The 13,955-nt window shown below is 63.0% G+C and carries 12 protein-coding genes and 1 tRNA gene; 10 read left to right on the forward strand and 3 right to left on the reverse strand.

From position 1 onward, the window contains the following. Positions 1–12 precede the first annotated feature (12 nt). On the forward strand, positions 13–135 hold the full coding sequence (locus GJV26_RS30480) for a hypothetical protein (RefSeq protein ID WP_260114846.1): 123 nt from the start codon (positions 13–15) through the stop codon (positions 133–135). Positions 136–183: 48 nt separating this feature from the next. Here GJV26_RS30480 and GJV26_RS18785 read toward each other — a convergent pair whose 3' ends face one another. Then, positions 184–840 carry a DUF4136 domain-containing protein gene (locus GJV26_RS18785; RefSeq protein WP_155710196.1) on the reverse strand — a complete coding sequence of 219 codons (657 nt, stop codon included), beginning with the start codon at positions 838–840 and terminating at the stop codon, positions 184–186. A gap of 192 nt (positions 841–1,032) precedes the next feature. Here GJV26_RS18785 and pepN point away from each other — a divergent pair, with 192 nt between their 5' ends. From pepN to GJV26_RS18830, 9 genes are all read left to right on the forward strand, one after another. Then, on the forward strand, positions 1,033–3,678 hold the full coding sequence (pepN, locus tag GJV26_RS18790) for an aminopeptidase N (protein WP_155710197.1): 2,646 nt from the start codon (positions 1,033–1,035) through the stop codon (positions 3,676–3,678). Between the two features lie 39 nt (positions 3,679–3,717). Next, on the forward strand, positions 3,718–4,728 hold the full coding sequence (locus GJV26_RS18795; RefSeq protein WP_155710199.1) for a class 1 fructose-bisphosphatase: 1,011 nt from the start codon (positions 3,718–3,720) through the stop codon (positions 4,726–4,728). Between the two features lie 143 nt (positions 4,729–4,871). Next, positions 4,872–4,947: transfer RNA gene (locus GJV26_RS18800), tRNA-Thr, on the forward strand. Between the two features lie 141 nt (positions 4,948–5,088). Beyond that, positions 5,089–5,322: a hypothetical protein gene (locus GJV26_RS18805; protein WP_155710201.1), complete on the forward strand. Its 234-nt coding sequence runs from the start codon at positions 5,089–5,091 to the stop codon at positions 5,320–5,322. 174 nt (positions 5,323–5,496) lie between these two features. After that, on the forward strand, positions 5,497–6,696 hold the full coding sequence (locus GJV26_RS30735) for a GGDEF domain-containing protein (RefSeq protein ID WP_155710203.1): 1,200 nt from the start codon (positions 5,497–5,499) through the stop codon (positions 6,694–6,696). A gap of 252 nt (positions 6,697–6,948) precedes the next feature. Then, positions 6,949–7,365, forward strand: coding sequence for a hypothetical protein (locus GJV26_RS18815; protein ID WP_155710205.1), 417 nt, complete (start codon positions 6,949–6,951; stop codon positions 7,363–7,365). Between the two features lie 45 nt (positions 7,366–7,410). Continuing rightward, positions 7,411–8,994, forward strand: coding sequence for a hypothetical protein (locus tag GJV26_RS18820; RefSeq protein ID WP_155710206.1), 1,584 nt, complete (start codon positions 7,411–7,413; stop codon positions 8,992–8,994). 8 nt (positions 8,995–9,002) lie between these two features. Beyond that, complete coding sequence (locus GJV26_RS18825) at positions 9,003–11,018, forward strand: hypothetical protein (protein WP_155710208.1); 2,016 nt, start codon at positions 9,003–9,005, stop codon at positions 11,016–11,018. After that, positions 10,984–11,694 carry a hypothetical protein gene (locus tag GJV26_RS18830; protein ID WP_155710210.1) on the forward strand — a complete coding sequence of 237 codons (711 nt, stop codon included), beginning with the start codon at positions 10,984–10,986 and terminating at the stop codon, positions 11,692–11,694. Before GJV26_RS18825 ends, GJV26_RS18830 begins: the two co-directional genes overlap by 35 nt. 127 nt (positions 11,695–11,821) lie before the next feature. On the opposite strand, the gene GJV26_RS18835 is transcribed toward GJV26_RS18830, so the two are convergent. Then, entirely contained in the window at positions 11,822–12,553 is a 732-nt protein-coding gene (locus tag GJV26_RS18835) for a hypothetical protein (protein ID WP_155710212.1), read from the reverse strand. 132 nt (positions 12,554–12,685) lie between these two features. Further along, positions 12,686–13,939, reverse strand: a complete 1,254-nt coding sequence (locus tag GJV26_RS18840) for a sensor domain-containing diguanylate cyclase (RefSeq protein WP_155710213.1) — start codon at positions 13,937–13,939, stop codon at positions 12,686–12,688. Between the last annotated feature and the right edge of the window lie 16 nt (positions 13,940–13,955).

Below are 13,955 nucleotides of genomic sequence, written 5' to 3' on the forward strand. Positions count from 1 at the left end.
GACGAGCCGCCGGTGAGCACGCCTGACGGCGAAGACGACGGCAACCCGAAGTTCGGCCGCCTGCTGGCCGTGCTGCTGCTGGCGCTGGTGCTGGTGGTCCTGATCACCTTTGCCAGCGAGGCCTTGTTCACCTGACCTGTCAGTCGAGCCTGGACGGGCCGGCAATCCGGTCCGTTCCCGGTTTTACTCCAGTTTCAGGTCCACCTGCTTCGCCTTGCCGTTCTCGCCCGGGAAGCCGCTGAAGGCGCTTTGCACCAGCAGCGGCATCACGGCCGGAGTCGACTGCCGGCGGCTGGTGTTCTGCACCGTCACGTCGTACAGCTTCTTGCCGGCGTTGTCGGCGATCGACACGTTCAGCTTGCGTTCGTAGTTGTGCCGGATCACTTCGCGGTATTCGGTCGGGCCGTACATCCACGGGTCGTAATACGGGCGGAAGCCATAGTAGCGGTAGCGGTAACGCGACGGGTAGAAGCCGCCGCGGTACGGCCAGCCGCCGTATATGCCGCCCCAGTACGGGCCGCTGGCCCAGAACGGATCGTAGGCCTGCAGCACGCGCGTGGGCCGGTCGATGGTCGAGAAGGCCATGTCCACACGCAGCTTCGCCGCATCCGGCGAGCCGGCCTGGGCGAAGCCCAGCTTGTTCAGCTCGGTTGCCACCAGGCCCTGGTAGCTGCGGTATTCCAGCGTATCCTCGCTCGGCGCCGGCGTATCGAACACATAAGTCTTGTCCTGCAACGCCGCCGGCCACTGGTGGAACACCGTGACATCGCTGCGGATGGTCGTCGCGCACCCGCCGAGCAGGAGACTGCCTGCCGCAACCAGGATCGCCAAGCATTTCATGATCTACTCCCAGAAAAAAGTATTTCCCCACGTTCAGTGTATGACCGGCCGCGTTGCATCGTCTAATTATTACAGAATGTTACGGCCACGCGAAAAGCTGAAACGAATGCGGACAATCGGGCTGGAAATCGGGCGGATATCAACGCAGTATTGGTAAAATAACCTTTTGTCCGCAACGAAGGTATTGGCGCCATGAGAACCGACAGCCCGCAGACGATCTACCGCAAGGATTACATCCCGCCCAGCTACCTCGTCGAAACGGTGGAACTGGGCTTCGACCTCGACCCCGCACGCACGATCGTCGCCAACCGGATCACGCTGCGCCACAATCCCGAGAGCAAGGGATCGAAGAACGAGCGCGACATCGTCCTGCACGGCGAGGACATCGAGCTGGTGGCGATCCGGCTGAATGGCGCCGAGCTGAACCCTGGCCAGTACATACTGGGGGCGAATACGCTGACGATCAAGAAGGCACCGCCCAATGTTGTGCTGGAAATCGAAAGCACCTGCGCGCCGGAAAAAAACACCACGCTGTCGGGCCTGTACGTGTCGAACGGCAGTTTTTATACGCAATGCGAGGCGGAAGGTTTCCGTCGCATCACCTTCTTCCCGGACCGTCCGGACGTGATGGCGAAATTCACCGTCATGCTGCGTGCCGACAAGGAAAAATACCCGGTGCTGCTGTCGAACGGCAACCTGGTCGAACAGGGCGACCTCGATGACGGCCGCCATTATGCCAAGTGGGAAGACCCGTTCAGGAAGCCTTCCTACCTGTTCGCGCTGGTGGCCGCCAGGCTGGTCTGCCAGGAAGAAACGTTCAAGCTGGCCGACGGCCGCGAGGCGCTGCTGCAGGTGTGGGTCGAAGAGGGCAACCTCGACAAGACCGACTACGCGATGCAGTCGCTGAAGAACTCGATCCGCTGGGACGAGGAACGCTGGAACCTGGAACTGGACCTCGACCGCTTCATGATCGTCGCCGTGGGCGACTTCAACATGGGCGCGATGGAAAACAAGGGCCTGAACATCTTCAACACCAAGTTCGTGCTGGCCAATCCGGCCACCGCCACGGACGTGGACTACGCCGGCATCGAAGCCGTGGTCGGCCACGAGTATTTCCACAACTGGACCGGCAACCGCGTCACGTGCCGCGACTGGTTCCAGCTGTCGCTGAAGGAAGGCCTGACGGTGTTCCGCGACCAGGAATTCTCGGCCGACATGATCGGCACCGACAGCGGCCGTGCCGTGACCCGCATCGACCAGGTGCGCACGCTGCGCCAGGCGCAGTTCCCGGAAGACGCCGGCCCGATGGCGCACCCGGTGCGCCCCGACTCGTTCGTCGAGATCAATAATTTCTACACGGTGACCGTGTATGAAAAGGGCGCCGAGGTGGTACGCATGTACCAGACCCTGCTGGGCCGCGACGGATTCCGCAAGGGCATGGACCTGTACTTCGCGCGGCACGACGAACAGGCCGTCACGTGCGACGATTTCCGCGCCGCGATGGCCGATGCGAACAACCGCGACCTGGCACAGTTCGAACGCTGGTACAGCCAGGCCGGCACGCCGGTCGTCACGGCCAGCGGCGAGTACGACGCCGCGACGCAGCGCTACGTGCTGACGCTGGCGCAACGCTGCCCGCCGACGCCGGGCCAGCCGGAAAAACTGCCGTTCCACATCCCCGTCGCCGTCGGCCTGCTGTCGGGCAGCGGCAGCGACCTGCCGCTGAACCCGGATGGCGACACCACCGTGGTGCTGGAACTGACCGAAGCGCGGCAGGTCTTCACGTTCGACGGCATTCCCGCGGCGCCGATCCCGTCGCTGCTGCGCGATTTCTCCGCGCCGGTGGTCCTCGAATACCCGTACACGGACGAGGAACTGCTGCACCTGTTCCGCCATGACAGCGATCCGGTCAACCGCTGGGAAGCGGGCCAGCGCCTGGCGATGGCCCGGCTGCTGAAGCTGACCGCCGCCGTGCAGGCCGGCGAAGCGCTCGACCTGGACTACACGTTCGTTGCCGCCCAGCGCGCGCTGCTGCTGGACGATACGCTCGATGCGGCGTTCCGCGAACAGGCGCTGATCCTGCCGTCCGAATCGGTGATCGCGGACCAGATGGAAATCGTCGACCCGCAGGCGATCCACCAGGCGCGCCAGTTCATGCGCAGGACGATCGCCGTGATCCTGCGCACCGAGCTGCTGAATGCCATCGCCGCCAACCAGACGCCGGGCGAGTACAGCCCCGACGCCGTGTCGGCCGGCAAGCGCGGCCTGAAGAACCTGGCGCTGGGTTACCTGCTGGCCGCGCCGGACGCCTTCACCCTCGACCTGGCGCGCCGCCAGTTCGATGAAGCCACCAACATGACGGACCGCGCCGCGGCACTGGTGGCGCTGATCCACAGCGGCGCCGATGTCGAAGAGCCGCTGCAGGCCTTCTACGACCAGTTCAAGGGCGAGGCGCTGGTGGTCGACAAGTGGTTCGCGATGCAGGCCAGCGCGCCGACCACGGATGTGGCGCGCGTGCGCGAACTGATGCAGCATCCGGCCTTCACGCTGCGCACGCCGAACCGCGCGCGCAGCCTGCTGTTCAGCTTCGCCAACGCCAATCCTTCGCAGTTCCATGCGAAGGACGGCAGCGGCTACGAATTCTGGGCCGAGCACGTGGCCAAGCTCGATGCGCTCAATCCGCAGGTGGCGTCGCGCTTCGCCCGCAGCATGGACCGCTGGCGCCGCTATGCGCCCGAACTGCAGGCGAACATGCGCCGCGGCCTGGAGCAGGTGGCCGGCGCCACCAAGCTGTCGAACGACGTGATGGAAGTCGTCTCGAAAGCGCTGGCGAATTAAAAGAACCGTATTCAAAAACCGAGTCAACCAAGGGAATCCATGAAACGTATCAGCCTCACCCAATACCTCGTCGAGGAACAGCGCGAGCACAACACCATTCCGGCCGAACTGCGCCTGCTGATCGAGGTGGTCTCGCGTGCATGCAAGACGATCGCCCACTCGGTGGGCAAGGGCGCCCTGGGCGACGTGCTGGGCGCGCTCGAAACCGAGAACGTGCAGGGCGAAGTGCAGAAGAAGCTCGATGTGATCAGCAACGAGATCCTGCTGGAGGCGAACGAGTGGGGCGGCCACCTGGCCGCGATGGCGTCGGAAGAGATGGAATCGATCCACCTGATCCCGAACCGCTATCCGAAGGGCGAATACATGCTGGTGTTCGATCCGCTGGACGGCTCGTCGAACATCGACGTCAACGTCTCGATCGGCACCATCTTCTCGGTGCTGAAGGCGCCGGAAGGCATGACCACGCCGACCGAGGAGGATTTCCTGCAGCCCGGCACGAAACAGGTCGCCGCAGGCTACGCCGTATACGGCCCGCAGACCATGCTGGTGCTGACCACCGGCAATGGCGTGAACTGCTTCACGCTGGACCGCGAAATGGGTTCGTGGGTGCTCACGCAGCGCAACATGCAGATCCCCACAACGACGAAGGAATTCGCGATCAACATGTCGAACCAGCGTCACTGGCAGCCGCCGGTGCAGCGCTACATCGGCGAACTGCTGGCCGGCAGCACCGGCCCGCGCGGTGCCGACTTCAACATGCGCTGGATCGCCTCGATGGTGGCCGATGTGCATCGCATCCTGAACCGCGGCGGCATCTTCATGTACCCGGCCGACGTGCGCGACCCGAGCAAGCCCGGCAAGCTGCGCCTGATGTACGAAGCGAACCCGATGGCGTTCATCGTCGAACAGGCCGGCGGCATGGCTACCGACGGCAAGCACCGCATCCTCGACATCGTGCCGACCGCGCTGCACCAGCGGGTGCCCGTGTTCCTGGGCTCGCGCGACGAGGTGGCGGTGGTGACCGGCTATCACCATGAAGGCACCGCCTGATTTTCAAGGCAGCGCGTTTCAAGGTATTGCGGAATATTTCCGAAAGAGACCCTAGTCAACCGTAAAAACGGTTGCTATAATGTGGCCTCTTTCGCAGCGGTTCATCCAAAGCGGCAAGAAGGCTAGACAGGTTTCCAGGTTTAGCCGCTGTAGCTCAGTCGGTAGAGCAGCGCATTCGTAATGCGAAGGTCACCAGTTCGATTCCGGTCAGCGGCACCAAGATTGGCAGTAAAGCAGAGGGTTACATGCTTCGGCGTGTAACCCTTTTTGCTTTTCAGCGGCGCCTCACCATGTAGGCGCCAACTCCCTGCGCTCCGCGTCGCTTGGCGCTGATTGGCGCCATTATACTCGGCAGTCTGGATGGCCTGTCCGCATCCTCACCCCCACCATGGCCGCCATGACGAAGCTGCGGCGCTTGCCGCGATCGCGCGCGATTTTCGCGGCACGCCGTCATCGGCTCCGTTCCACGGTTTCGATAGCCATATCTTCATTATCGCGCGCAGCATCGCCGTCGCGTCACAAAATACATTTTTGCAATGTTTATTGCCGATAAAGTACATTCCTGAACTTCCGCAGAAACATTTAATTTGCTAATATGCAAATCCCTGCGGTGCCGGGACAAGTCGTTGCGACGTGTGATGATGCGCCGCAGGAAATATGTCGCAAATATCCACTCGCAGTGACTTTTAGTGAGAAATGCGCGGGTGGAGTCCATTACAATGTCCTCCGTTTACCTGCTAAGCAGGCTCATCAGTATCCGGAGGAGACGTGTCACCCCCGGTCCATGACGCGGCGTTCGCGATCTCCCGGTTGTCGGCGGAATTCACCGACAAGTCCGTTGAAGCGCATTTCAGCCATCACCTGCTGCCACAGACCAAGGCCCAGCTGCGCACCACGCTGCTGTTCTGCGCTACCGCATACCTGCTCTTCGCGGTAACGGATGTGCTCGCACTCGGCCTGACGTCCATGGCGCTGGTGCTGTTCGGCTGCCGGCTCGCGGTCGGCGTGGTGGCCGTGGCCAGTTGCGTCACCAATTACCTGCATCCGCACTCCGTGCGGCGCGTCTACCTGACCGCGAGCATCACCGAAGTGGTGGGCATGCTGGCGTTTGCACCGATCGTGCTGGCGCGGCCCGCCGAGCTGCCGTGGCACTCCATGTCGATCGGGCTGATGATCATGGCCGTCTACCTCTACATTCCCAACCGGCTGGTGTATTCGCTGGCCATCTCGGTGATCTCCACGATCGTCTTCATCGTCGTCGCGATCCTGACCGGCACCCTGTCGGGCCAGGAGCAGCTGACGATGATCATGCTGCTGATACTGGCGAACTGCTTCGGCTATATTTCCGCGCGCCGCTATCACGTGATCCGGCGCGAGGAATTCCGCGTGCAGTCGGTGTTCAAGAACCTGTCCGAGCGCGATCCGCTCACGGGCTGCCACAACCGCCGCTACCTGCAGCAGGAGCTGCTGAACATGGAACTGTCGCGCGCGCGCCGCTTCCGCCTCAGCCTTGCGGTGATCGCGTGCGACATCGATTACTTCAAGTCGGTCAACGACACCTACGGCCACGCCGCCGGCGACCGGGTACTGGTGGCCTTCACCACGCTGCTGCGCGGCATGATCCGCGAGAATGTGGACAGCCTGATCCGCTTCGGCGGCGAGGAATTCCTGCTGGTGCTCCCCGAAACCGACCTGGCCGGCGCCATGCATCTGGCCGAGCGCATGCGCCTGGCGGTGGCGGCGGCAGCAACGAACATCGCGCCCGGCAAATCGGTTTCCGTGACGGCCAGCTTCGGCGTCACGTCGGTCAATTTCGCCAACGTCGTCGCGCGCTTCCCGCAGGAATCGGTGATCGAGCTGGCCGACCAGCTGCTGTACGCGGCCAAGCACGATGGCCGCAACACCGTCAAGGCGCTCGAGTTCTACGGCCGGCCCGGCCTGCACGTGGCGGCCCGCGCGGTCGGCTGAGGCGGGCGCCGGCATCGGGCTGCCGCGCGGCAGCGCAACGCGGCGCGCAATCCCGAAGGCTGGAACTGCGGGACTTGTCGCATCGTCGCCCCGAATGGTGACGGTCACCGGTTTCGCCTTTATTGGCACCACTGGAAAAACTAACTGACTCCGCCATCCGGCCGATTCTCTCCAATTATCACAATTTAATTAATGGTTGCCAATATTAAATAAAAGAAGGTATTATAATACTTTCTATGTGGTAATATTTGTATGTCCAGGTTAATCAGTTCCGCAGTACTTTCGTGTCTTTGCGCATGTGCGTCACAGCCGGAACAAGCCCCTGATCTGATTGCCTATTCCACGATCGAAATTACCAATAATGGCTCGGGAGAACGCGTTATCGCCCCGGGTCGCTACGATGCGGCAGCTTCAATCCTGGACCTGACTCTACCCGGCAATTTCCCGGCGCAGCGGTTGTTTGTCCAAGTGGAAGACTGTCATGACTCCGCCGATCCGCAATGCCGCCGAAGTTATTACCTGGGCGGCGATCTCGATGCCTTTCAATCACGCTTGAAGTGCTATGCACGGATACGCAACGACATCAATGTCGGCTATGCGGGGCAGGCATTGCAGGGTATTTGCACCGATCGCTCGGGTCGAACCTACGCATTGACGATTTCCCGCTGATTTTTTCTGTCCGCCAGCGGCGGGCGCACTTGATGGAGCTATCCCATGTTTAAGAAAAAGAATCTGGCCGCAGCGCTGTGCGCGGTGCTGCTGGCTGTGCCAGCCGTCGCCGACACCGTGATCGGGGAGGGGCGTGCACCGCTCGGTGCCGGCAACGCGTCCGCCGTCCGCAACGTGGCGAAGCAGGAAGCCGTCCGCGATGCCGTTCTGAAGGCGATCAAGGACGCCACGGCGCTCGACGCCAGTGGCGATCGGTTCGCCGGTATCGTGGGCGAAGTCGCGAAGCAGGTACAAGACATTCGTGTCATGTCCGAAGAGGCGGTCGGCAATGATTTCCTCACCCGGGTACAGGTGAATGTCGATCGCAAGCAGATCAAGAATGCGATTCGCGGTACCGAGCTGGACAAGCTGAACGACCGTTCCTTCAGTATCCTGATGTTGGTGGATGAGTTCGTAACGAGCACGCGCGACCTGAACCTGCCGCTCGAAGAACTGACCGAGTTTAAATATGACGCAGGTTCGTCGTTCCGGGACAAGTCGATTAAGGCCAATGCCGCCAGCGCGTCGTCCAGCTCCGCGGCAGCTTACAGCGGCAGCATCAACGCTGCCAGTGCACAGTCGGCAAGGCTCGACGCGTCGTCGCAAGGCTCGCTGGCCGCCGCATCGCCGCATGGCAGCCTGCATGCCGCCGACCGGTCCGCGGTGAAGGGCAGTGCATCGTCTTCCTCGTCGCTGTCGGCAAAGGAGAACTACGCGGCCGCCGCCAGCGCCAAGTCGGCCAGTTCCGCTGTCGATGCCAGGAATGTCGCGGCCAACAGCCACGAAACGGCCAGCTACAAGCACCTGGTGAAATACCAGGACACCTCGAAGCCCACCAACCGGCCGATGTTCCTCGGTGAGTTTGCAGGCAGGCTGCGTGATTACGATTTGCGCCTGCTCGATTCGAGCAATGCACGCAGCCAGTTCTTCGGCAACAAGCCCATTAACCTTGCTTTGCTGGCGAACGGCGCCGAGATGACGAAGTTCAGCGAGTTCGCGCGCACCAAGGCGAACGCCGACTTCCTGCTGATGGGGTCCTCCACTGTGGTCGCGGGCGACTACAACAGTGCCACAGGTGCCATAGGGTGCGTGGTCAACGCCGAGGTAAAAGCATTCGCCACGGCCGGTGGCGAGGTGATTGCTTCGATCGCCGACAGCGCCCAGGCGAGCGGACCGAATATCGAGGGCTGCGCCGCCGTCGCATCCAAGAAAATCGCCGACCTGATGGCACCGGTATTTGCCTCCGGTGCGCTGGGCTACTGGGCCGACCGTTCCGCGCGCGGCCGCCAGTACACGGTCGAATTCAAGGGCACGAACCTGGCTTTGCCGATGCGTATGGCGTTTGCCAAGGCCCTGCGCGACATCGACGGGGCGACCGCGGTCGAGAAGAAGGAAGACGGCCCGGATGGCGTGAAGGTGACCCTGACGCTGAAGGGCAAGGGCGACGCCATGGAGCAGGTGTACGGCGCCGTGTCCGGCCAGGCCGCGTTTGCCGGCAAGTCGCTGGACGGCACGGTCAATGGTGAAATGGTCACCTTGTGCCTCGACAAGTGCGGTGGCACGGCAAAGCCGGCTGCGAAAAAGCGCTGAGGCGACCGATGACTCTACATCGCACGCTTCGCAGCATCGGCGCTGCATGGCTTGTCGCGGGCGCCTGTTGCGCACCCGTGGGGGCGGCAGCGCAAACCACTGCCAGGGTCTATCCGGTCCAGGGGGTATTCTGGGATGAGAGGGAACCGGCGATCGAGCAGCGTTTCCTGCGCGCGCAGGATATTGCCGGCCTGTCGCAGCAGGTGCGCACGGCACTCGACAACGCCTTTGCGGGGCGCACTGGCGAACTGACGCAGAAGACGGCTGGCGGCACGTTTGCCGTGTCGTTCCATCTGACCCGGATGGCGCAGTACGCAACGAGAAAGCCGGATGGCAACCTGGAGATCCGTACCCCGGTCACCGGCAGCATTTACTTTACCAATGTGCAGACGGGCGAAATCCTGTTCACGCAGTCCGATACCAATGTGGCGCTGGGCCTGGTCGCCGCCAGGGACTCGGCACAGGTTCCGGCGGAGGTGGACAAGCTCTATGCTTCAGCGCTGACCGCGCTGATCGCCCAGCTGTGCAGCAAGGCGGGCCAGCAATTCCAGCCACATGCCGTGGAAGCGAAGATCGCCGCGCTGCAGAATGGCCTGATGGTGCTCGATGGTGGCTACCAGCAGGGCATCCAGTCCGGCGACAGCCTGGAAGATGAACAGTCGAACCTGATCCGGATCGTGTATGCGGGTGCCGGTTACGCGGTCGCGGAGCGGGTGCTGGTGGACAGCATCAAGCCCGGCATGGTGTTCCGCAAATACGTGGTCGGCAAGATCGACGGCCGCCGTCGGCCACGCGTCGCGGTCGTGGTCGACCAGGCCGCCGCCGGGTTCAGCCGCGAGTACCTGAACCGGATGTTTTCCGAGGCACTGGGGCAGCAGGCGCCATTCACGCTGGTGCAGGTAAACCCGAATTTCACCAATTTGCTGAAGACAGTTGCGCAGCATGCCACGCTGTCGACCTCCAGTACGGCGCAGCGCGAAACGCCGGATCTGCTGATACGGCTGCGGGTTCCCGATCCCATCCATTACGAGGCGAAGACCAATCTCGCATTTCGAACCGTGCGCGGTTTCGAAGCCAATGCCTATGCTGAACTGATCGATACGACCGGCCGGGTGCTGATGGCAACGTCCGGGCATGATGCGCAAAAGATCGAGGTCGACAACGGCTTCGACATGGACCCGCTGGCGCGGCGCGAAATCGCCGTCAAGAACGCATTGCTTGCCGTCGCCCGGCAGCTGGGCACGGTGGCCGAGGCGCAGCCGGATGCCGCGCCGGTGGCGCGCGTGGACGCGAATGGCATATTCGTGGCTACGCCGGCAAAGGTTTATCCGCAACAGGCGCCGGGCTACTTGCTGCGCCCGACAACGCTTGCAATCGGTGGCAAGCCGGTGAAGCTGCTGTTTCCGATGGCCGAAGCGACTACTGCGCAGCGGGAAGGCGCAGAAACCCGGATCGCGCCGAGCCTTCCGTTCGGCGAACAAAGGATTCCGGTCGTCGCAGGCGATGTGTTCGAGACACTGCAGTTGGGCGCCGTGCCGAAATCCGCCGCTGCGTTCAGCCTTTGCCCGGATTCGGAAACGCTGGGCAGCGTGCAAACTCCGCAACTGGAAAATGTCGCCTCGCTGGCGCTGGCACAGGCAATGCCCGGCAATTTTTACGCGCCCGAAGTACGTGAACTGGCCGACACGATGATCAATCCAGGCACGTCGTTCCGCGACCGTATCCGCTGGTCGGTGCCGCCGGTAACGGCCTGCATCCAACTTGTGCAGCGCGTCGATGCGACCGGCGAGCAGTGCGAGGAGCATTGCCAGCAAAACCTGACGGCCCGCTACACCATGCGCGTGCGCGAGAACGCGCAGGTGACGGCGCGGGTCGGCCTTGAATCGAAATTCCGCTCGAGCGGTTACGAAAAATCCACCACCCTGCAGGCAGTGAACAGCCTGGTGCGCTCGGATTTGATCGACGAAGCCCGAAAGTTGTTGAGCGCCGTTGCTGCAAAACTCGTTTTCCCGTCCACCAAATAGAAAGAAAAACATGAAATTCCGTATGAGCGTTACCGCCGCCGCCGCTACCCTTCTGCTGGGCACCGCCGTTCCTGCCTCTGCTCAACTGGGCGGCTTATCGCTGCCGGGTTTGTCGAAGAGTAGCTCGGGAGCCAAGGTGGACGTTGACGCCTACCTGAAAAACGCATTGACCGCCGAAGTGCTGCTGCGGAACTCGCTGGAGCAACTGGTGGCTTCGCTGGGCAGCAAGGAAGATATCGCCCGCATCGAAGCGCTGAAGCAGCAAGCCGCTGGCATCACCGACAGCAAGGAAAAGGAAGCGAAAACCCAGGAAATCACCAAGTCGCTGGCCGCAGCCGCATCGACGGTGGACTTTGAGAAAGCTGCCAACGAGAAAGTAAAGGCGATGGATGCACAGCAAAAGAAGACGCTGGGCGCGGCCAGCTTCAACTTCGTGCTCGCCATGCTGAAGGACAAGGAACTGGTCGGCCAGTCGCAGTCCGTCATCGATGGCATCGGCAGCAACCCGGCCAACCTGGGCAAGCTGGGCGCCGTCAAGGATACCGCGGCCAGCCTGAAGAACCAACTGGAACTGGGCTCCGCGCTGGCGGTCAAGGTACCGAAACTGTTTGCCACGGTCGGTGTGAAAAATCCGCCGACCAAGGCTTCCGACGCACCAGTCTCCGTGGCAGACTAATACCTGTTCCGGCGCCGCGTTCCATGCGGTGCCGGGAAGTGGCAGCGGTTCGCTTGTCGTGGCCGCAACAGTACGACGGCATCGATGCCGGTGCGGCATGTGACCCTGGCCGAGAATGCCAAGGGCATCACTGCACGCCGATGCCGTCCAGCGTATAGCGGATGCGGGTGTCATCGGACCAGCCCTTGTCGCCGATCCGCGGCGGGTTCGCCTGCGATGCCTGCCAAGCCAGGCGTCGCTCGCCGTCTTCCAACATCACCGTGTCGTATTTCCCGGCCGGCGGGTCGGCCTTCGTGACTTCCAGCTCGCTGCACACATTCAGCCCGAACAGGCCGGCCACGCCGAACATGGCGCGCAGCTGCATGCCTTCGGTCTTCATCATCGCGATCTGCGCCGCGCATGCCAGCCGCAGGTCGCCCATGCGCCGCACGCCGTCCGGCAGGCCGGGGGAGCGCACCCGCACGTTCGGGTGGTTCACGGCGCCCGGCGGGAAATGGCGGTTCACCACCGTCACCGCCGCGTCCGCGGGCACGGCATCATCGCGCACGAACCCGAACGTGGTCGGGGAAGTCATCGGCAGCGCGGTGCGCTTGTCCCCCTGGATGATCTCGACATGGTTGTCGCCCTGTGCCGCATCGAGCCTGGGCAGGCGGAACGACAACGTGGCGCCCGGCGCCTGCCGCGGCGCCCCCTCGTCGAACAGCGCCTGCGCCGTTCGCAGCATGCCGTAGCGCCAGCTCATCGGCTTTGCCACGGGTTCGCCATTATCGGGAATCACGCGATGGCCGAAGGAGACCGTGTCGGCGGCCTGGACGGTGCCGGCGAGCGCCAGCAGGATCACAGAGGTATGGAAGCGCATTGGATTGTTCCGGTTGTTCCGATGGAAAAAGAATAACGGGAAACGCGGTCGCGCCGCCGGGAATTTGCGACGAAACGCCGGGGCGGCGGGTCGAGCGGTGATGGCGCCGGGCGGAATGCCGCCACACCGGCTTTACGCCGCGTGCAGCGTTTCCGGTTCAAAGAACTGGTATGACCCGTTGCGTCGTGCTTTCGCCTGGTACATCGCCGTATCGGCGTTCTCGAACAGCGCTCCGGTCGACACCGTGCCGGGCTGCGCGAGACTGATGCCGATGGCGGCGCCGATCCGTATTGCCATGCCATTGATGGGGAACGGCGCTTTCAGGCTGTCGAGCAGGCGCTGGGCGATCGCTGACGCGGCACCGCGATCGCCACACTTCGCCACCACCACGAACTCGTCGCCGCCCAGGCGTGCCACCGCATCGCCAGGGCGCATGCAACGCTGCAGCCGTTTGCTTACCCGCTGAAGCAGGGCGTCCCCGGCCGCGTGACCCATCGCGTCGTTGACGGCCTTGAAGCCATTCAGGTCGATGAACAGCACGGCCGTATGGACCCGGTCTCCGGCTTGCGCCAGCAGGCGGTCGACATGGCCGTTGACCCAGGCCCGGTTGGGCAATCCCGTCAGCGCGTCGTGGGTTGCCATTTTCTCGAGCTTGCGGATGCTTTCCTTGTCGCGGGTAATGTCGCGCGACACCAGGACCGCACCGATACAGCCGCCGGTGGCGGGATCGCTGACGCCGCAAGCCTTGGTACCGAGCGTGATGTAATGGCCGTCGCGATGGCGCTTGCGTACCTCGACCACGTCCGGCAACGCGGCACCGGCGAAAAGGCGGTTCAATGCGTCCGAAGCGTGTGCGCGGTCGTCCGGATGCAGGAAATCCACCACGCGCTGGCCCACGATCTCGTTCGCCGCCCAGCCTATCATCCGGCTATAGGACGGCGATATCGCGATATACCTGCCGTCGGTGCCGCAATGCGCGATCAGGTCGGTGCTGTTTTCCACCAGCAGGCGATATTCCGCTGCGCTGCGCAACGCGCCCTCCAGTGCCTTGCGCTGCTCGGTGATGTCGACGATGGAGCCGCTATATTGGGGACGGGAAGCGCGGCGCTGCATATCCGGCACGCCCGACATGAGCACGCGCCGCGTGATGCCGTTCATGCAACGGATCGTCAATTCGACATGGAACGGCGCCGCGTGCTCCAGCACCTTGGCAAGCTCGAGCGCTGCCTGCGCGCCATCCTCGGCATGCGCGGCCAGCCACTCGGGCAGCGTCATGCCGCTCATTGCCGGCATCAGCCCGGTAAAGCTTTCCTGGACGGTACCGCACCGGCCTTCCGCGTCCGTGGACCATACAGTGAAAAGGTGGTGTTTGCTGACGATGTTCATGGGCTGCTTGCCGAAG

It is taken from the genome of Pseudoduganella dura (assembly GCF_009727155.1).
In the GTDB taxonomy this organism is placed as follows: domain Bacteria; phylum Pseudomonadota; class Gammaproteobacteria; order Burkholderiales; family Burkholderiaceae_D; genus Rugamonas; species Rugamonas dura.

What these genes read in the sequence shown, in the direction of transcription:
- GJV26_RS18835 (WP_155710212.1), bottom strand. Translation starts at nt 12,553, where the DNA reads ATGCGCTTCCATACCTCTGTGATCCTGCTGGCGCTCGCCGGCACCGTC.
- GJV26_RS18840 (WP_155710213.1), bottom strand. Translation starts at nt 13,939, where the DNA reads ATGAACATCGTCAGCAAACACCACCTTTTCACTGTATGGTCCACGGAC.
- pepN (WP_155710197.1), top strand. Translation starts at nt 1,033, where the DNA reads ATGAGAACCGACAGCCCGCAGACGATCTACCGCAAGGATTACATCCCG.
- GJV26_RS18785 (WP_155710196.1), bottom strand. Translation starts at nt 840, where the DNA reads ATGAAATGCTTGGCGATCCTGGTTGCGGCAGGCAGTCTCCTGCTCGGC.
- GJV26_RS18815 (WP_155710205.1), top strand. Translation starts at nt 6,949, where the DNA reads ATGTCCAGGTTAATCAGTTCCGCAGTACTTTCGTGTCTTTGCGCATGT.
- GJV26_RS18825 (WP_155710208.1), top strand. Translation starts at nt 9,003, where the DNA reads ATGACTCTACATCGCACGCTTCGCAGCATCGGCGCTGCATGGCTTGTC.
- GJV26_RS18795 (WP_155710199.1), top strand. Translation starts at nt 3,718, where the DNA reads ATGAAACGTATCAGCCTCACCCAATACCTCGTCGAGGAACAGCGCGAG.
- GJV26_RS18820 (WP_155710206.1), top strand. Translation starts at nt 7,411, where the DNA reads ATGTTTAAGAAAAAGAATCTGGCCGCAGCGCTGTGCGCGGTGCTGCTG.
- GJV26_RS18805 (WP_155710201.1), top strand. Translation starts at nt 5,089, where the DNA reads ATGGCCTGTCCGCATCCTCACCCCCACCATGGCCGCCATGACGAAGCT.